Source organism: Empedobacter sp. UBA1574, assembly GCF_002322895.1.
GTDB classification, from domain to species: Bacteria; Bacteroidota; Bacteroidia; order Flavobacteriales; family Weeksellaceae; genus Empedobacter; species Empedobacter falsenii_B.
This window is the reverse complement of record NZ_DCOI01000033.1, coordinates 14,172-31,836: the sequence shown is the minus strand read 5'-3', so window position 1 is coordinate 31,836 and position 17,665 is coordinate 14,172. Positions and strand designations below refer to the sequence as shown.

Annotated in this window: 18 protein-coding genes and 1 tRNA gene; 14 read left to right on the top strand and 5 right to left on the bottom strand. The window is 31.1% G+C overall.

The features are described from left to right. Positions 1-158: 158 nt before the first annotated feature. The 7 genes from B3578_RS10955 to typA all read left to right on the top strand — a co-directional run bounded on the left by B3578_RS10955 (position 159) and on the right by typA (position 7,299). Positions 159-887, top strand: a complete 729-nt coding sequence (locus B3578_RS10955; RefSeq protein WP_291048664.1) for an AsmA family protein — start codon at positions 159-161, stop codon at positions 885-887. A gap of 28 nt (positions 888-915) precedes the next feature. Continuing rightward, positions 916-1,737, top strand: a complete 822-nt coding sequence (locus B3578_RS10950) for a hypothetical protein (RefSeq protein ID WP_291048661.1) — start codon at positions 916-918, stop codon at positions 1,735-1,737. A gap of 24 nt (positions 1,738-1,761) precedes the next feature. Then, positions 1,762-3,300, top strand: a complete 1,539-nt coding sequence (locus tag B3578_RS10945) for an AsmA-like C-terminal region-containing protein (RefSeq protein WP_291048658.1) — start codon at positions 1,762-1,764, stop codon at positions 3,298-3,300. 184 nt (positions 3,301-3,484) lie between these two features. Beyond that, entirely contained in the window at positions 3,485-4,057 is a 573-nt protein-coding gene (locus B3578_RS10940) for a DUF2306 domain-containing protein (protein WP_291048655.1), read from the top strand. Next, positions 4,054-4,980 (top strand): YARHG domain-containing protein, encoded by a 927-nt coding sequence (locus tag B3578_RS10935; protein WP_291048652.1) that lies wholly within the window; start codon positions 4,054-4,056, stop codon positions 4,978-4,980. Before B3578_RS10940 ends, B3578_RS10935 begins: the two co-directional genes overlap by 4 nt. Positions 4,981-5,165: 185 nt before the next feature. Continuing rightward, positions 5,166-5,238: transfer RNA gene (locus B3578_RS10930), tRNA-Lys, on the top strand. Positions 5,239-5,496: 258 nt separating this feature from the next. Further along, positions 5,497-7,299, top strand: a complete 1,803-nt coding sequence (gene typA, locus B3578_RS10925; RefSeq protein ID WP_221854374.1) for a translational GTPase TypA — start codon at positions 5,497-5,499, stop codon at positions 7,297-7,299. 56 nt (positions 7,300-7,355) lie between these two features. Here typA and B3578_RS10920 read toward each other — a convergent pair whose 3' ends face one another. From B3578_RS10920 to B3578_RS10910, 3 genes are all read right to left on the bottom strand, one after another. Next, a complete protein-coding gene (locus tag B3578_RS10920) occupies positions 7,356-7,676 on the bottom strand; it encodes a hypothetical protein (protein ID WP_180904948.1) in 321 nt (106 codons plus the stop codon). Next, on the bottom strand, positions 7,676-9,970 hold the full coding sequence (locus B3578_RS10915; RefSeq protein ID WP_291048646.1) for a choice-of-anchor L domain-containing protein: 2,295 nt from the start codon (positions 9,968-9,970) through the stop codon (positions 7,676-7,678). The genes B3578_RS10920 and B3578_RS10915 overlap by 1 nt, the downstream gene beginning before the upstream one ends. Positions 9,971-10,063: 93 nt before the next feature. Then, complete coding sequence (locus B3578_RS10910; protein ID WP_219033585.1) at positions 10,064-10,462, bottom strand: hypothetical protein; 399 nt, start codon at positions 10,460-10,462, stop codon at positions 10,064-10,066. Between the two features lie 41 nt (positions 10,463-10,503). Between B3578_RS10910 and B3578_RS10905 the strand changes: the two genes are divergently transcribed. The 5 genes from B3578_RS10905 (at position 10,504) to B3578_RS10885 (ending at position 13,068) form a co-directional block, all read left to right on the top strand. Then, positions 10,504-11,100, top strand: a complete 597-nt coding sequence (locus B3578_RS10905) for an NUDIX hydrolase (RefSeq protein WP_219033584.1) — start codon at positions 10,504-10,506, stop codon at positions 11,098-11,100. Positions 11,101-11,111: 11 nt separating this feature from the next. After that, a complete protein-coding gene (locus B3578_RS10900) occupies positions 11,112-11,678 on the top strand; it encodes a DUF4920 domain-containing protein (RefSeq protein ID WP_291048640.1) in 567 nt (188 codons plus the stop codon). A gap of 76 nt (positions 11,679-11,754) precedes the next feature. After that, entirely contained in the window at positions 11,755-12,183 is a 429-nt protein-coding gene (locus B3578_RS10895; protein WP_291048637.1) for a hypothetical protein, read from the top strand. Between the two features lie 52 nt (positions 12,184-12,235). After that, positions 12,236-12,577 (top strand): hypothetical protein, encoded by a 342-nt coding sequence (locus B3578_RS10890; protein WP_291048634.1) that lies wholly within the window; start codon positions 12,236-12,238, stop codon positions 12,575-12,577. 107 nt (positions 12,578-12,684) lie between these two features. Then, a complete protein-coding gene (locus B3578_RS10885; protein WP_115001364.1) occupies positions 12,685-13,068 on the top strand; it encodes a hypothetical protein in 384 nt (127 codons plus the stop codon). A 49-nt stretch (positions 13,069-13,117) separates the two neighbouring features. Here B3578_RS10885 and B3578_RS10880 read toward each other — a convergent pair whose 3' ends face one another. Continuing rightward, the gene (locus tag B3578_RS10880; protein WP_180904946.1) at positions 13,118-13,720 is read right to left on the bottom strand and encodes a hypothetical protein; all 603 of its coding nucleotides are present in this window, start codon (positions 13,718-13,720) and stop codon (positions 13,118-13,120) included. Positions 13,721-13,724: 4 nt separating this feature from the next. After that, positions 13,725-14,951 carry an exo-beta-N-acetylmuramidase NamZ family protein gene (locus tag B3578_RS10875; protein ID WP_286494646.1) on the bottom strand — a complete coding sequence of 409 codons (1,227 nt, stop codon included), beginning with the start codon at positions 14,949-14,951 and terminating at the stop codon, positions 13,725-13,727. Positions 14,952-15,025: 74 nt separating this feature from the next. Here B3578_RS10875 and B3578_RS10870 point away from each other — a divergent pair, with 74 nt between their 5' ends. Beyond that, on the top strand, positions 15,026-16,255 hold the full coding sequence (locus B3578_RS10870) for an ABC transporter permease (RefSeq protein ID WP_115001360.1): 1,230 nt from the start codon (positions 15,026-15,028) through the stop codon (positions 16,253-16,255). A 33-nt stretch (positions 16,256-16,288) separates the two neighbouring features. After that, positions 16,289-17,650, top strand: a complete 1,362-nt coding sequence (locus B3578_RS10865; protein WP_115001359.1) for a pyridoxal-phosphate dependent enzyme — start codon at positions 16,289-16,291, stop codon at positions 17,648-17,650. The last annotated feature ends 15 nt before the right edge of the window (positions 17,651-17,665 follow it).

Genomic DNA, 17,665 nt, shown 5'->3' with positions numbered 1-17,665 from the left:
CGAGCCCCAGCCAGGTCACAAGAAGCCAAACAGAAATGTTTGGCTTTTTTTATGCAAAATAATTGAGGTCAACATGATAAATGTTGCGGTAAATATATATCGTATTGTTTCCGATTAACTTCTATTCTCAGTTACTTTGTTCAACCGATTTTATGATTATGAAGAAGAAAAAAACAGTTCTCTCAAAATTAATGAAGGTAATTAAGATTACTGGATTTTCTTTGGGAGGAATTATATTAGTTTTATATGTTTCGCCTTATTTTTTTAAGGATCAAATTAATGAAGGGATAAAAAGTATTGCCGAAAATTATGTGAAAACTGAAATTGAATTCAAGGATTTGGATATTTCGTTTTTCAATCATTTTCCTAAGCTAACGGTTACCCTAACGGATTCTTCAATCAAAGGTTCTACGCCATATCAAACCGAAAATTTAATCTCTGCGAAAGAAATTGCACTTGGTGTAGATGTCAAAACGTTGTTTGATGATAAAATAATTTTTAATGAATTATTTATTACAGATGCAACGATTAATCTGAAAATAGATAGTTTAGGTCGTAATAATTTTGATATTGTGAAGCCTTCTGATGAGGTTGAAAAAGAAGAAGAATCGAGTGTAGGATTAGCGTTGAATAATTTTAAAATTGCTAATTCTAACTTTTTATACGATGATCAATCATCTAAAACCTATTTAAAATTAGATCAATTTGATTACGATGGACTGATAGATTTTACAGAAAATCAGTTAACATTAAATGCAAAAACGGATATCAAAAATGTCAATTTTAGTTTTGATGAGCAGAAATATGTTAAGAATTTACCTTTAAAAGGAAAAATCAATTCGAAAATTGATTTAAATAATTTATCTTTTTATTTTACTGAAAAATAATCTCGAATTAGGTCAATTTCCTTTTTCGTTGAAAGGTTCTTTGTTGATGCCAAATGAAAGCAAAGTTTTTGATTTAACAATTTCATCAGAGAAAAATGATTTGCAATATATTCCTGCGATTATTCCAGAAGCGTACCAAGAATGGGCAAAAGAAGTGGAACTGAAAGGTTCTTCGACGATTCTCTTTACAATGAAAGGAATAATGAATGCGACGACAAATCAGAATCCTGATATTCATATTGATGCAAAAATTGATGATGGATGGATGAATTATAAGAAATCATCTTCTCCAATCAAAAATATAAATCTTGTTTCTACTGTTGATTTACAAGCGTTGGATCCTGATAAAATGCGTGTGAAAGTGGATAATCTTGATTTCAAATTGTTAGATGGAACAACTAAAACTAATTTCACGTATTGGGCGGGAAAAACAATGTTTTCGGAGGGAATTATCGAGTCAAGTATTGATTTGGAAGCCTTGAAAAATGCAACAGGTTTCAATCAATTTGACGCAAAAGGAATTCTTGATATGGAAGGAAGTTGGAAAGGTTCAATCGTTCAAAATGCGAAAAATCCTTTAAAAAAAATTCCAACGTTTTATCTAAAAGCTAATCTTGAAAATGGTTATTTCAAAATGAATGAAATGCCTGCGGCTTTGGATCACATTAATTTGGATTTGACGATGAAAAATACAGATGGAAATATCAAAAATACGTCTGTTTTGGTTCATAAAATTGATGCAAAAGCGATGGATAATTATATGATTGGACGATTAGAATTGAAAAATCTGAATAATTTTCCGATTAATGCAGATTTTGGTGCTAAAATTCATTTAGAGGATATCATCTAAATTTATCCAATAAAGAATATTGATATGCGAGGCGATTTGCTTGTGAAAATGAAAGCAAACGGAACGTATGAGCCAAAACGTAAAAAAGTTCCGGTTTCTAATTCGGTCGTTATTTTGAAAAATGGTTACATCAAATTACATGAATATCCGAATTTACCTTTAGAAAATATTACGGTAGAAACGCATATAAAATCGGGTAGAGGTTCGTTTAACGATTTGTCAATAGATGTTTTGCCAATCAAATTTACGTTGGCTGGAAAACCATTTATGGTGAATGCAAATCTGAAGAATTTAAACAATTTAGATTATCGAGTTCATTCAAAAGGTGAATTGAATTTAGCGAATATTTACAAATTATTTCCAATCGAAGGTTTAGATGTTGATGGATTAATTGAAACTAATTTTGGTGTAAAAGGAAATAATGGAGCGCCTTTGGAGAGTTTTCAAAACAAAGGTTTTGTGAAAATTCAGAACATTAAGATTAATACAAAATTCTTTCCGAGCAAATTTGTTATCAAGCAAGGAGATTTCCGATTTGAAGGAAGTCATCTGACTTTTAAAGATGTAAAAGCGCGTTATAAAAAGAATGTTTTTGTATTTGATGGAGATGTTTCGAATTATATCAATTATGCGTTAAAAGATAATGAAATGCTAAAAGGAACGATTAATTTCAAAACAAATCGTGTCAATATTGATGATTTTATGGCATTTAATACCGAATCGACAGCGACTAACTCGATAGCTGCGGAAGAAGGTGTGGTTTTGTTGCCGAAAAATGTAGAATTATCGATAAAAGGTCAAGCAAAAGAGGTTTTATTTAAAGATATTACGTTGCAAAATTTCGAAGGAGATTTAGGTTTGAAACAAGGGAATCTTGAACTTCAAAATACTAAATTTAATTTGATTGGTTCTGAATTTACAATGAACGGAAATTATGTGCCAACAAATGCGAAAAAAGCGAAGTTTAATTTTACTGTAAAAGCCAGTAATTTCGATATTCAGCGCGCTTATCACGAAATTACGTTGTTTAGAGAATTGGCAAGTGCAGCGGAAAAAGCGCACGGGAAAGTTTCAATGGATTATCAGCTCGAAGGTGATTTGGGCGCAGATATGTTCCCGAAATTGAAAACCATAAAAGGTGGAGGGGATTTTACGTTAGAAGAAATTAAGTTTTTAGGATTTAAAGTATTCAATTCGGTTGCAGAAAAAACGTCGACAGATGCGTTGCATGATGCGAATGTGAAGAAAGTGACGTTCAAAACGAAGATCGAAAATAATGTAATTACGATAAACCGTACGAAATTCAAAATTGCAGGTTTTCGTCCACGAATAGAAGGTCAAGTGACGTTAGACGGTTATATGAATCTTGGTATGCGACTTGGTTTGCCTCCATTTGGAATTATCGGAATTCCGATCAAAATTACTGGTCCAGCGGATACGTTTGAGGTTGAAGTGGGGAAATATCATAAAGAAGATTTGAATGAAACGGATGACGAATTTGATGAATATCAAAAATCATTAGAAGAAGAAAAGGCAAAGCAAGAAGCTGTTCAAGCCAAATAATAAATATAAAATCCTTCAGAATTTCTGAGGGATTTTTTCATTATAAATAGTGATTGCGAATCATCAATAAAAAGTGTATTTTTAGATTCAAAATCAACTAAATCTGAAACTTACAACTGCAATAAAAAATACCTCGTGGTGGAAAATACTATTTTTCCTTGTTTGGCTTTATTTCTTTGGATTAATGCTACAAATCACGTTACGTTATATTCCGATTTCGTCGGATGTTTCATTTCTAGCTATCAAACAAGATGAGGTGACAACAATTCCAAGTTATTTATTCATTTTTTACATTCACGTTTATTCAGCAATATTTACATTGTTTTTTGGAATTGTTCAGTTCATTAAAATTACCAATCAACAAATCCGAAAAATTCATCGGCTTCTCGGTAAATTTTATTTTTATATCACTGTTTTATTAGCTGCGCCAAGTGGAATTTACATTGGGTTTTATGCAAATGGAGAATTAATTGCGCAATCTGCTTTTGTAATTCTCGGTATTCTTTGGTGGATTTTTACTGCAATTGCAGTTGTTAAAATTAAGCAGAAAGATATTCAATCGCACCGAAATTTTATGCTTCGTAGTTATGCGTTGGCTGTTTCTGCGCTTACGTTACGCGCTTGGAAAGTGATTTTGGTTTATCTTTTTCATCCTGCGCCCATGGATGTTTATCAAATTATAGCATGGTTGGGATTTGTACCCAATTTATTGCTCGTAGAATATTATATTTATAAAACTAAACAATCTAAAATATGAAAAAAATAGGACTATTTATTTGCACTACGCTTGTTGTTCTTAGTTGTAAAGAAGACAAAAAAGATGCTGTTAAAAATAATGATATTAATGATACAATTTCATCGATTCATATCGAGCCAACGCAAGAAGATATCGGGCTTTGGTCTGGAATTTTTGAGGCAGATTCAGTTGATTATGATAAAGGTGATAATTGGTCGCTTCGAAACCGAATTAGTATTGTTATTCAGAAGATTAATAACGATAATACTGTCGAAGGGTATAGTGTTTCGGCGGGAAATATAAGACCATTTAAAGGTGATTTGGTGAAAGAAGGAAACTCACGTTATGTGATGGCGAATGAACCAGGCGATCAAAAATATGATGGAACATTTAAGTTTAATATTTCTGAAAAAGATGATTCAATTTATGGAACTTGGATTTCGAAACGAAAAGATTTACCTGTACTTTCTCGAAAATTTAGTTTGAAAAAAACAACATTTAACTATGATCCTAAAAATGTTTTAATTCAGCCAAAATATGGTGTAGATGAAGAGTATGCGGATGAATACGATAATGTAGATTGGGTGAATTCTAAAAAGAAAAAATATGACGAATCAGATGGAGAAGAGTATTTTGTAGATGTGCAACGTGCTGCTTCGGATGAAATTTATAAAATAAATGGATCAACGCAAAAGTTGACGGAGAAACAATTGAAAAATCTACATAAGTTAGATTTAGAAATTATTCGCAATACAATTTATGCGCGTCATGGCTATTCGTTTGCGAATCGTGGTGCACGTCAATTTTTTGATTATGTAGATTGGTATGTGCCTTTGTATACAAATGTTGAGGATAAATTGTCGCCAATCGAAAAAGATAATATTGAGTTATTAAAGCGTTTTGAGAAATATGCAACCGATAATTATCAACAATATGGACGCTAAAATTTAGAATTTTGATTAAGATAGAATGAGTTAAAACTCAATCCGAAAATAGGATAGCAGGATTATCATTTTGCTTTATAGGTTAAATTGAAGAATACAATTGTTTTTACTCGATAAAACCTTTGTTCTGAAAGAACTTTGCAGAGCAAACCAAGAAAATTTTGTTTGTTGTGTTTATCAATTTAGGCTCGTTAGCTTAGCTGGTAGAGCACGAAACTCTTAATTTCGGGGTCCTGAGTTCGAGCCTCAGACGAGTCACGAAAAAACTGCTACACTTTTGTGTAGCAGTTTTTTTGTTTTTTATAATTATGATTAAGAATTATAGGTGAAATCGTTAAAATTTTTCAATGAAAAAATAGTTTTCATTAATCAATCTGCAAATAAATCAACGTTTTACTAAAAAGTATTCAGTAATATTAAATTTTTCTAAATTAATTATTGCTAAAATTAAATAAAATCAAAAGTATAGTAATAAAAAATAAATTTGTCGTAAATTTGCACCCATAATTTTCAAGGATGCAAAACATTAGAAATATTGCGATTATCGCACACGTTGACCACGGTAAAACTACATTGGTTGACAAAATTCTTCACAGCGGAAACGTTTTTAGAGAAAACCAAGAGTCTGGTGAATTAATCATGGATAACAATGATATCGAGCGTGAGAGAGGGATTACGATCTTTTCTAAAAATGCTTCGGTAGATTACAAAGGTGTAAAAATCAATGTGATTGATACTCCTGGCCACGCGGATTTCGGTGGAGAAGTTGAGCGTGTATTGAAAATGGCTGATGGGGTTATCTTATTAGTTGATGCTTTCGAAGGACCAATGCCTCAAACGCGTTTCGTTTTGAGTAAAGCATTAGAATTAGGTTTAAAACCATTAGTTGTAATTAACAAAGTTGATAAAGAAAACTGTCGTCCTGATGAGGTATATGACAAAGTTTTCGAATTATTCTTCAACTTAGATGCAACAGAAGAGCAATTGGAATTCCCAGCGTTCTATGGTTCATCTAAACAAGGATGGTTCAATACAGAAAATGTACGTGTAGACGATATTTCTCCATTAATGGATGGTATTCTTGAACATGTTCCTGCTCCAGAAGCTTATGAAGGTTCTTTACAAATGCAAATTACATCTTTAGATTATTCTAAATTCTTAGGACGTATCGCAGTTGGTAAAGTAAGTCGTGGTGTTATTAAAGAAGGAGATTGGGTTGCTTTAACAAAACCTGATGGAACGTTCAAAAAACATAAAATCAAAGAATTATATACATTTGCTGGTTTAGGTAAAGTAAAAGCTACTGAGGTAAAAGCGGGTGATATTTGTGCTGTTGTTGGTATCGATGGTTTCCAAATTGGAGATACAATTGCAGATCCAGAAAATCCAGAAGCATTACCAGTTATGCATATCGATGAGCCTACAATGAATATGTCTTTCGGAATTAACAACTCTCCATTCTTTGGTAAAGATGGTAAATTTGTTACTTCTCGTCACTTAGTAGAACGTTTAGAAGATGAGTTAGAGCGTAACTTAGCTTTACGTGTAGAACCAACAGAAGATTCTAATACACAATTAGTTTACGGACGTGGTATCATGCACTTATCTGTATTAATCGAAACGATGCGTCGCGAAGGTTATGAGTTAACAGTTGGACAACCACAAGTAATCTTAAAAGATATTGATGGTGTAAAATGTGAACCATATGAAACATTAGTAATTGATGTTCCAGATGATTATTCTTCTAAAGCAATCGACTTAGTAACTCAACGTAAGGGTGATTTATTAGTTATGGAGGCGAAAGAAGGAATGCAACACTTAGAATTCGAAATTCCATCTCGTGGATTAATCGGATTACGTTCTCAAATGTTAACTTCTACTGCTGGTGAAGCTGTAATGGCACACACTTTCTTAGAATATAAACCATTCAAAGGAGCAATCGCTGGTCGTTCTGCAGGTGTAATTATTTCGAAAGATCAAGGTACATCAACTCCTTATTCTATTGATAAATTACAAGATCGTGGAAAATTCTTTATCGAGCCAGGTGAAGAAGTTTACGAAGGAATGATTATCGGAGAGCATTCTCGTAACAATGATTTAGTAGTAAATGTTGTTGAAGCTAAAAAATTAAACAATATCCGTGCAGCTGGTAAAGATGATTCATCTTCTATCGCTCCAAAAACAGAAATGACTTTGGAAGAATGTATGGAATATATCCAAGCTGATGAATGTATCGAGGTAACTCCAAATTTCATCCGTTTACGTAAAATTCACTTAAAAGAAGTAGATCGTAAACGCTTCGAAAAATCAATGAGCTAATCATTTGAAATTATATATCACAATAAAACCAGAAGTTAATCTTCTGGTTTTTTGTTTTAAATAGATTCGATTTTATTTTTAAGCGCTTCAATTGCGAAATTTAATTCATCTTTAGAAGCGTTATATTCTACTATTTCACCTTTAATTTTGAATCTTGAAACATTAAAACCTTCTTCAATATCATTGTACCAAATCAAATAATTTTCGTATACAGCAACTACCCAAAAATTATCCTCAATAACATCATCACATTTCCATATTTCAGGAGAAATTTTAATTTGATTCCAAAATAATAAAGTTTTGTCCTCCATATTTTGTTCAGAAAAATAAATTTCGAGCATCAAATCCTTTTTAGGAAAATTTATCCAATTATTCATTAATAAGTACTTTTTAATAAAATCCAATCTTCAAATTTTTGAGTTTGAGTTGAATTTGGTTCAGTCCATTCGATAATATACCAATAACTATCGGAAGGTAGCGCTTTTCCATTCAGTTTTCCATCCCATGTATAATTGTTTGCTTCCGAACCAGTAAATAATAATTTTCCTTTTCGATTATAAATGATAAATTTCGGATTGATTTTACTTTTTAATTGCGAATAATCCAACACATCATTTTTACCATCACCATTTGGAGAAATAAAATTGATTAGTTTAATCAGCGAAAATTCTTTCGAAATAGGCGAACAATTAGCTGCAGATTTCACAGAAATTGTATGAGTTCCTAAAGTTACGTTTGTGAAGATATTGGAAGATTGAAAAGTGCCGTTATCCAATGAATACAGATATGGAAGCGTAGATCCAGTGACTTTTATGGTCACCGTAGAACCTTGAATTTCGATAGATTGAATAGTTGGATCTTCGGCTTCAATAACTTTTACTTCTTGTGTATAAAAACAACCATTCAATCCTAATTTCACATAATAAGTTCCAACAGGAACATTTGTAATTGATTGATTTTTGTCGCCATTATGTAACCATTCGTAAGTTTTAAATCCTGGACCTGCGTCTAAAGTCGTTGTTGTTCCTTTGCAAATTGTAAGATCTTTTAAGGTTGATGATTTTCCAGATTGTTTGAAAATAAAATGCAATGGAGCAACGTTTTCGCATAATCCATTTTGTTTAAATCTTACCCAAAATGTTTGATCTGAATTTATAATTTGTGTTGTGTTGATATTATTTTTTTTATTTTTAGCATCAATTTCATTTAAGTAATATGTCGGTGAGCCTTCAAGATTTGTAACCAAGTCATCAACATAATCGGATAAAACAATTTCTTCATCATTGCTTAAATTCTCATCACAAATTTCTATTGGAGGAATTACGTTTGCAACACTTAAATGATTTAATGTAAAAGTAATTTCTTTAATAACAGGCTTACAAGTTCCGATTTGGACACGAATCCAAACTTCTTTAGATGTCTGAATTTCATTTAATTCGAAATTCGTTATTTCAGCAGGAATATTATCTTTAGCATCTTGTTCCGTTTCAAAATATTTCACTTGATGAGCAGAATAATAATCTTCTACAATTCGATCAGTATATTCGTCTAAATTTATTTGTGTTTTTCCATCTAAATCATCATCACAAATAGAAAAACGATCTTGATATATTTGAGGTTCTTCTTGTACAGAAACATTAATGTGACCTTTCAAAGAACAACCAGTATTCAATGTGATTTCTACTTCGTAATAACCTGTTTCATCTACCACTAATGTTGCATTTGTTTCACCACTAATTTCCACACCATCTTTGTACCATTTATAGGTTGTAGCATTTGTCGTTGTCGCATCTATTGTTTCAGATGTTCCAGGACATAATACAACATCAGAACCTAAACTTTTTGAACCTATAAAACTTCCAGCTTTCAAGAAAACAGCAGAATCATAACGACCTTTTGAATCTCCATGATCAGCAATTACCAATTTGATATGATATTTTGTACCAGCTTCTATTTGCGCATTTGTTTTCAAAACTTTTGTTTGTCCATTGAAATTCGTTGGATTATTTGCAGAATTAAAACTTCCAAAATACGATATGTTTCGAGGACAATCTCTTGCGCCATTTATGGTTAATGAAGTTACAGGAATGGTTGTATTTGGAACTAATGCAATATTTTGATAAGGTTCAGAATTATCTGCTTTTTTGATTAAGAAGGCAAAAGCATCAGAGTATTGGCAATTACTTGATTGATATTCTTCTGAAAGAAACATATATTCGAAACTAATCTGATCTGTTGTTAGATTTGATATAAAATCAAATTCAAGATAAGTTGCATTTAAAATATAATCATGAGGTAAATTAGATTTTATCAAAATATCAATCAAATCTTGATCTCCTCCCCAATTACTTCCCCAAAAATCTTGCAAAGATGAATTTGGACCTTCAGCATCTTTTGCTTTCCCTGTAGATAAAATAATTCCTTCAGAAAGATCAAAACTACTAGTTCCTTTTGTAAAATAACCATAGCTTATTTCATCATAAGCTCTATTGTAGCCAGAAATATTAATATTGGAAATAGTAATACAACCTGTGTTTGTTCCAATAAATTTATCAATTAATTCTTCTTTCGGTAAAGATGTATCTACCTGAATATATTGACCAAATAAAAAACTATTTAGTGTAAAAGTAAAAAAGAGTAGGAGAATTATTTTTGAGTAAAAGTGTTTCATAAAAAATAATTTAGATAAAAAAACTGCTAAATAACTTTAAAATATAAAGTTTATTTAACAGTTTTAGAAATTTTATTTACCGAAAAAATGGTTTTACCCTATTTTTCCTAAATTTTCTGCAATAGTTTCAATGAAAGATGTCAATGGTTTTTTCGCCATCATTTCGATCATCATATTGAAATTTCCATCAAAATCTAACGAAACATCAGACGAATTCTCATCAACTGCATCAATAGAAATTGTCAAAGTATATTCAAAAGCAGGTGCCGGAGATTCGAAAACAATTTTCGATGGCTCAACTGTCTCTTTTAAACGCATTCCAACCTTTGGCAAAGCACCAACACCAACCGTAAATCCTTTTCCAGATTCATGAATTTCAAACGATTTTGTATCCTCTGGCATCAGTTGCTCATAATTCTTCATATCCAACAAAAAAGTGTATGCTTCTTGTTGATTTTTTGCAAAACGGACTTTATTTGTATTTACCTTCATATCCTTGTGAGTTTTTTATAAATTTGTAACAAATCGTTCAAATGTACAAAGTTTTTTTTAATGAAAGTTTGTTAACTTTCAGCAACCAATCTAATCCTGAAGCAAAAAATATTTTGTTTCAAAATGAAGCTCAATTTGATGAATCTTTTCATTTATTATCATCAAAAGCAGCCGCTTTAGTCAATATTTTTAGTGAAGATATTGATGTTGTTTGGACGAAATTCTTAAAATATTACAAACATATTCAAGCCGCGGGCGGAATTGTTCGTAATCCGCAAGACGATTATTTGTTCATTTTCAGACTTGGGAAATGGGATTTGCCAAAAGGTAAAATGGAGAAAGGAGAATCGAGAGAAGAATCTGCAATTCGCGAAATTGAAGAAGAATGTAGTTTGACAAATTTAGAGTTGAAACGATTTTTGATGCCTACTTTTCACATTTATTTTTTGAGAGAATATATTATCAAAGAAACATTTTGGTTCGAAGTTTTTTATGACGGTGTTGAATTGCCTTTGCCGCAAACTGAGGAAGGAATTGAATCGGTTGAATGGAAAAAAGAGAATGAAATTCCTCAATTATTAGAAAATTCATATCCAAATATAAAATTGTTAATGGACAATTATTTAAATTTGAACTAAATAAGACTCTTATGAAAAAATATATTTTAACTCTTTGTGCTTTAACTTGTTTTGTATTGACAACAAATGCACAAACAAAAAAAGAAACGAAGGCTAAAACTGAAAAAGCTTCGAAAGTTCAATCAAAAATTTTAGATAACGGAACGGCTAAAATAGACGATTTATACGCGTATCAAGTGTATGGAGAATCGTTTGATATCAAAAATACATTGACGAAAAGTGAACTTGGAAAGTTATACGATAACATGAAAAGTGGTGATTCTTTGGAAAATGTTCAGTTTGTTTCGACGATAGAATCTGTTTGCAAAAAGAAAGGTTGTTGGATGAAAGTTGATCTTGGAAAAGGCGAAGAACAATCGTTTGTGCGTTTCAAAGATTATGGATTTTTTATGCCTTTAGATGGTGAAAATGCGAATGTTGTCGTACACGGAAAAGCTTTTGTAAGTGAAATTTCTGTAGAGAAATTACGTCATTATGCAGAAGATGAAGGAAAATCGAAAGAAGAAATCGCAAAAATAACAAAACCTCAGTTGCAATATAATTTTGAAGCTGACGGAGTTTATTTGAAAGAAAACTAAGGTTTTTTAACTCAATAATTAATCAAAACCTTTCTATTTTTGGAAAGGTTTTTTTATGAAATCAATTCTATAAAATATGATAAACTTATTTCAAGCCAATCCAAATCAGTATTTTTCATTGATCGGAAAATCGATGAATGACGAATTGTTTCAATCATTTCAAACAGAATTTGAATCTGATATTTCAGAGCAAAATATTCCTCAAGGGAAAATTGTATTGTACAAGGAAAAAGGCATTTCTGTGAAAATTGTTGATGAAATGATTGTTTCGATTAAATTTTATCTTTCTCCAAATCCAATTTGTAAGGTTTATGAAGGTCAAAATATTTTTGATTTGAATAGAAATGTTGATGAAACTCAGATTCGTAAAAATAATGATTATCAAAGAATTATTAATAATGATCCAAATCGTTTGGCAAATGATTATAGTCGTCTAAACTGTTTATTTTCTTTTGATTCGATGACTGGAGAATTCTTAACTATTGAAATATTAAACGAATTATAAAATGTTTTTTGCTGAAAAATTTCATATATTTATCTTAAATAATAGACCTTAAATGAAAAAATATTTAAGCTTGTTCTTAATGTTATTAACGTTTGCAGTTTTTGCACAATTGAGAGCGAATAATACGGAGTCTTATTACTCGATGAAAGGAACTTTTAATTCGGATAAAAAAGAGATTATAAAGAAAACAATCGAGAAAGAATTTGGTGAAGGAATTTTGGAAGAATCTGGTTATATCTGGACTGGACAAGGAAGTTTTGAAATTATTTTGAATGATAATTCACTTAAAATGGAGATTCAAAAAAGTACAGATAATCAAGAAATTGTAGATAAAATTAAAAATCTTGGAGATAAAATTCTTGCGACAAAAAATATAAATAAATTTAATACTTAAAAACGAGCTACAATTATTTTGTAGCTCGTTTTGTGTTAACGCTTCGTTAACCGTTCATTAACCAATGCAAATTAATCTTTTTCAGAATTTTATAAAAAAATAAAAATATGAAAAAGACATTATTTATCGCAATAACTTTAATAGCTTTTGCTTGTAACGGACAAACAGCTAAATCACAATCAGTTAGCAAAAATTCAAGTTCAACAACTCATTCTAATGTTTCAGTTAGTGTGAGTGATAGCAACGAAGTATATTCATACTCAGCAATTTTTGATAAACCAAAGTCGGCAAATGCAATCAAAGAAATCGGAAAAGTATTTGGAAAACCAGTGACTGAAGGAAAAAATTACGTTTGGAGAGAAGGAGATTCCTTAGAAATAAAAGCAAGAGAAGGAAAAATTACAATTGAATTTGAAAAAGGTTCAACAAAATTATATGAAAAAGTAAAAGAATTAGGCGAATCTATTTCTGCTGTTGTAGGAGAAAAATAATCATTCTAAAACATATAAAACGGAAGTCAAATTTGGCTTCCGTTTTTAATTATTTTAATTCCCTATACTTAAAATCTTTTCCAAAAAAGTAATTCCATATTAAACTAATAAGAATGAAATTTGCTATTCCACGAATTGTTATAAATATCCCGAAATTACCAAAACGTTTGTATTTAATATGTGATAATTCTTCTTGATGATTAACTATATATTCGTACAAATAATAATCAAAAACTAACATTAAAAGGCTAAAAAGAACTAAAATGACATAATGAAAGAGCATAATGTCTTTAATTTTTTTTAGATTTTTATAGAATAATACAGCTCCAATAAAAGAAAAAAATACGCTTGAATGAAAAACAATTTCAGTTTTAGTATGAAGTTTTGGAACTTCATTATTCTCCTCAATGTCTTCAACTAAATTTGGTTCGAAAGAATTTTTCTTTTTTTCTTTTTCATGATAAATAATTTTAGATGAAATTAAATTTTTAATTCGAGTTGTTTCAATTTCAGAAAACTGAACATTTCGTTCATTTTTTAAAATTTCGAAAGCTATTTTTATTGCTTCAGGAACAAATCTAGAATCATCTTTGATATAAGAATTTAATTCATTTGTAGACAGCTTCTGAAGAACGCTTCTTTTAACTTGCATTAATTTAATCCTTATAAATCAAATATTTTGTTCTTATTTTCTTGAAAGCTTCCAAATCTTTTTGCCAAGTTGCTTTTATTTCTTCTTCTGATAAACCTGCTTCTATTTGTTTGCGCAATTCATCAGTTCCAGAAAGTTGATCAATCCACAACTTTTTACCATTCATCGTCCAAAAAGGTTGTTTCGTATTGTTTTTATACGCATTAATAAGCCATTTTAAATTGATGGCAGATTGATACGGAACATTCGATAAATCTTCACCGTAACAAACTTCATCTTTGAATTTTGGACTTGTTGCACCAGGTTTTGAAGTTGGCGTATATTGATAAGGCATATTTTTTAGGAATGGTGAACCATAAACTTGAAACTGAATATCTGTTCCACGACCTTCGTTGACGTTTGTTCCTTCAAACAAACATGTACTTGGATACAAATTGATCGCATGAGCATTTGGTAAATTTGGTGATGGTTTTACTGGTAAATTATACTTGGATTGATGGGTATAATTGATAAGTGGAATAATTTCCAAATCTGCTTTTACACCATTTGCTAGCCAACCTTCACCGTTTATCATTTGTGCATATTCGCCAATCGTCATTCCATAAACAATCGGAACATTGTGCATACCAACAAACGATTTATATTCATTTTTCATCACTGGTCCGTCTACATAATGTCCGTTCGGATTTGGTCTGTCCAATACAATTACTTTTTTACCATTCTCAGCTGCAGCCTCCATTACATAATGCAAAGTGGAAATATAAGTATAGAAACGAGCACCAACATCTTGCATGTCAAAAATCAAAACATCAACATCCGAAATTTGATTTGCTTTTGGTTTTTTATTGTCGCCATAAAGCGAAACAATCGGCAAGCCTGTTTTAGAATCAACACCAGATTTTACTTTCGCTCCAGCATCAGCATCACCACGAAAACCATGTTCAGGAGAATATAATTTTATAACATTTATGTTGTTTTTTAACAACAAATCAACTGTATGCATCGTTGTTCCATTAATTGTAGCAATTCCTGTTTGATTTGAAATTAAACCAACTTTTTTACCTTTTAGTTTCGAAAGATATTGCGTTGTATTTTCTGCTCCAACAAGAATAGTTGAATGATTATCTATCGTTTTTGATGTATTATTTTGAGCTAAAATTGGAGTAGAAAAGCCGAAAAAAATAACTGAACTAAGTAAACCAATTGATGTATATTTGACAAAGTTTTTCATTTCGTTTTGAATCATTTGAATTTAGACGAATTTAAAGCCTAAAGTTAGTTTTAATCTTATAAAAAATATATAATTTGAGTTTTTCTTGGTGGTTTTCAAAAAAAATTGCGCTTGGTAAAAATACTAAAAATAACTTATCGAGTATTATTATTCGAGTAGGTCAAATTGCGGTAGCATTAGGGTTGATTGTTTCTTTGGTGACAATTTCGACTGGTGTTGGAGCAAGAATGGCAATCAAAGAAAAATTGGCCGATTTTAATGGTCATATTACGATTAGAAACTATAATAGTAATACGTCATTAAATTCCGATTCATTATCACTTCATCAAGCTTTTTATCCAAAGTTTAAATCGATTCCAGAAATAGAACATGTACAAGCAATTGCCAATAAAAGTGGTGTTATCCGAACGGATGAAAACTTTAGTGGTGTGGTGTTCAAAGGAGTTGGAACAGATTATGATTCGGTTCGTTTCGAAAAATTTATGGTAAAAGGACATTTTCCTCGAATCAATAAAGATTCGATAATGGATGAGGTTTTATTATCTAAAAAGATTGCGGACGAAATGAAATTGGATGTTGATAGTTCGTTTGTGATGTATTTTATTCAAGAAGATACAAAGCCTATTTATCGTCGATTTACCATTTCTGGATTGTTCAAAACTGATATCAAAAATTTTGACGATCAAATTATGTTTGGTGATATCAAGCATGTGCAACGCCTTAATCGTTGGGATTCGACAACTGTTGGTGGTTTCGAACTATTTGTAAATGATGTCGAAAATATTGATCCAGTTGCAAAGCGTGTGCAAGAAAATATTCCATATAATTTGTATGCAGAATCAGCAACAGCATCTTTTGCTCAGATTAATGATTGGATTTCGATTTTCGACAAAAATATTGTCATTATTCTTTTTATCATGCTTTTTGTGGTGGTGATTAATATGGTGATGGTTTTATTGATATTAATTTTAGAACGAACACATTCAATCGGAATTTTAAAAGCATTTGGTGCGACAAATTGGCGAATCCGAAAATTATTCATCAATTACGCATTATTTATCATGTTACCAGGATTAATTGCTGGAAATGTAATTGGACTTGGATTATTATTCATTCAGAAATATTTCGGAATTATAAAACTTCCAGCAGAAAACTATTATTTATCAACAGCTCCAGTCTATTTAGACTTTGGCACAATTGTTTTATTAAATGCAGGAGCGTTATTAGTTTGTGCAATTGTATTACTTTTGCCTTCGTATATGATATCTAAAATTACACCTGCAAAAGCTATTAATTTTAGATAAAATTTAATGTTTTAATTTAAAAGTTAGAAAAAAATGAAATTCGCAAACAATATATTAGAAACGATTGGGAATACACCTTTGGTTAAAATTAATAAGATTACAAAGGATTTACCATGTACAGTTTTAGCAAAAGTTGAATATTTTAACCCTGGTCATTCTTGTAAAGATCGTATGGCGTTAAAAATGGTTGAAGATGCCGAAAAAGATGGTCGTTTAGTTCCAGGAGGTACAATTATCGAAGGTACTTCTGGTAACACAGGAATGGGATTGGCTTTGGCTGCTGTGATCAAAGGTTACAAATTAATTTGTGTGATTACAGACAAACAATCGAAAGAGAAAATGGATATTTTGCGCGCTGTTGGTGCAAAAGTTGTGGTTTGTCCTACGGATGTTGAGCCAGATGATCCACGTTCTTATTATTCAGTTTCTAAACGTTTGGCTCAAGAAACACCGAATGGTTGGTATGTCAATCAGTATGATAATCCATCAAATGCAATTGCGAATTATGAGCAAACTGGACCAGAAATTTGGGAACAAACAGAAGGAAAAGTAACGCATTTTATTGTTGGTGTTGGAACTGGAGGAACAATTTCAGGAGTTGGGAAATACTTGAAAGAAAAAAATCCTAATATTAAAATTTGGGGAGTTGATACGTATGGATCAGTTTTCAAAAAATATAAAGAAACAGGAATCTTCGACGAAAATGAAGTGTATTCTTATGTAACAGAAGGAATTGGTGAAGATATTTTACCAGAAAACGTAGATTTTGATATTATTGATGGATTTACAAAAGTGACTGATAAAGATGCAGCGGTTTATACGCGTCGTTTAGCTTTAGAAGAAGGTTTGTTTGTTGGAATGTCTTCGGGATCAGCGATCAAAGGATTGTTGCAAATGAAGGACGAATTCGGACCAGATGATGTTGTAGTAGTTTTATTCCACGATTCAGGTTCTCGTTATGTAGGAAAAATCTTTAACGATGATTGGATGCGTGACAGAGGATATTTGGACGAAGAAATCAAAACAGCTGTCGATTTAATCAAAGAACATGTTGATAAACCTTTGGTTACGGTTCGTACAGAGGAATTGGCTTCTCATGCAATTGATCGTATGCGTCGTTTCAAAATTTCTCAAATTCCAGTAATGGACGTGAATGGAATTGTTGGTTCTTTGGATGAATCAGATTTGTTTCAAGCATTTTTAGAAGATAGAAATGTTGCTGAAAAACCTGTTCACGAAATAATGGGAAAACCATATCCAGTCGTAAAAGCAGGAACATCTATCGAAGAAGTTTCGAAGTTAATTACAAAGGATAATCAAGCTGTTTTAATAGAATTAGAAAACGGAAAATATCATATCATCACAAAATATGATATTATTAACTCGATTAAATAACAAAAATCCTATCTT

Coding starts and splice junctions, on each gene's coding strand:
- B3578_RS10955 (WP_291048664.1), top strand. CDS start 159: ATGAAGAAGAAAAAAACAGTTCTCTCAAAATTAATGAAGGTAATTAAG.
- B3578_RS10945 (WP_291048658.1), top strand. CDS start 1,762: ATGCGAGGCGATTTGCTTGTGAAAATGAAAGCAAACGGAACGTATGAG.
- B3578_RS10940 (WP_291048655.1), top strand. CDS start 3,485: ATGCTACAAATCACGTTACGTTATATTCCGATTTCGTCGGATGTTTCA.
- B3578_RS10935 (WP_291048652.1), top strand. CDS start 4,054: ATGAAAAAAATAGGACTATTTATTTGCACTACGCTTGTTGTTCTTAGT.
- typA (WP_221854374.1), top strand. CDS start 5,497: ATGCAAAACATTAGAAATATTGCGATTATCGCACACGTTGACCACGGT.
- B3578_RS10920 (WP_180904948.1), bottom strand. CDS start 7,676: ATGAATAATTGGATAAATTTTCCTAAAAAGGATTTGATGCTCGAAATT.
- B3578_RS10915 (WP_291048646.1), bottom strand. CDS start 9,970: ATGAAACACTTTTACTCAAAAATAATTCTCCTACTCTTTTTTACTTTT.
- B3578_RS10910 (WP_219033585.1), bottom strand. CDS start 10,462: ATGAAGGTAAATACAAATAAAGTCCGTTTTGCAAAAAATCAACAAGAA.
- B3578_RS10905 (WP_219033584.1), top strand. CDS start 10,504: ATGTACAAAGTTTTTTTTAATGAAAGTTTGTTAACTTTCAGCAACCAA.
- B3578_RS10900 (WP_291048640.1), top strand. CDS start 11,112: ATGAAAAAATATATTTTAACTCTTTGTGCTTTAACTTGTTTTGTATTG.
- B3578_RS10895 (WP_291048637.1), top strand. CDS start 11,755: ATGATAAACTTATTTCAAGCCAATCCAAATCAGTATTTTTCATTGATC.
- B3578_RS10890 (WP_291048634.1), top strand. CDS start 12,236: ATGAAAAAATATTTAAGCTTGTTCTTAATGTTATTAACGTTTGCAGTT.
- B3578_RS10885 (WP_115001364.1), top strand. CDS start 12,685: ATGAAAAAGACATTATTTATCGCAATAACTTTAATAGCTTTTGCTTGT.
- B3578_RS10880 (WP_180904946.1), bottom strand. CDS start 13,720: ATGCAAGTTAAAAGAAGCGTTCTTCAGAAGCTGTCTACAAATGAATTA.
- B3578_RS10875 (WP_286494646.1), bottom strand. CDS start 14,951: ATGAAAAACTTTGTCAAATATACATCAATTGGTTTACTTAGTTCAGTT.
- B3578_RS10865 (WP_115001359.1), top strand. CDS start 16,289: ATGAAATTCGCAAACAATATATTAGAAACGATTGGGAATACACCTTTG.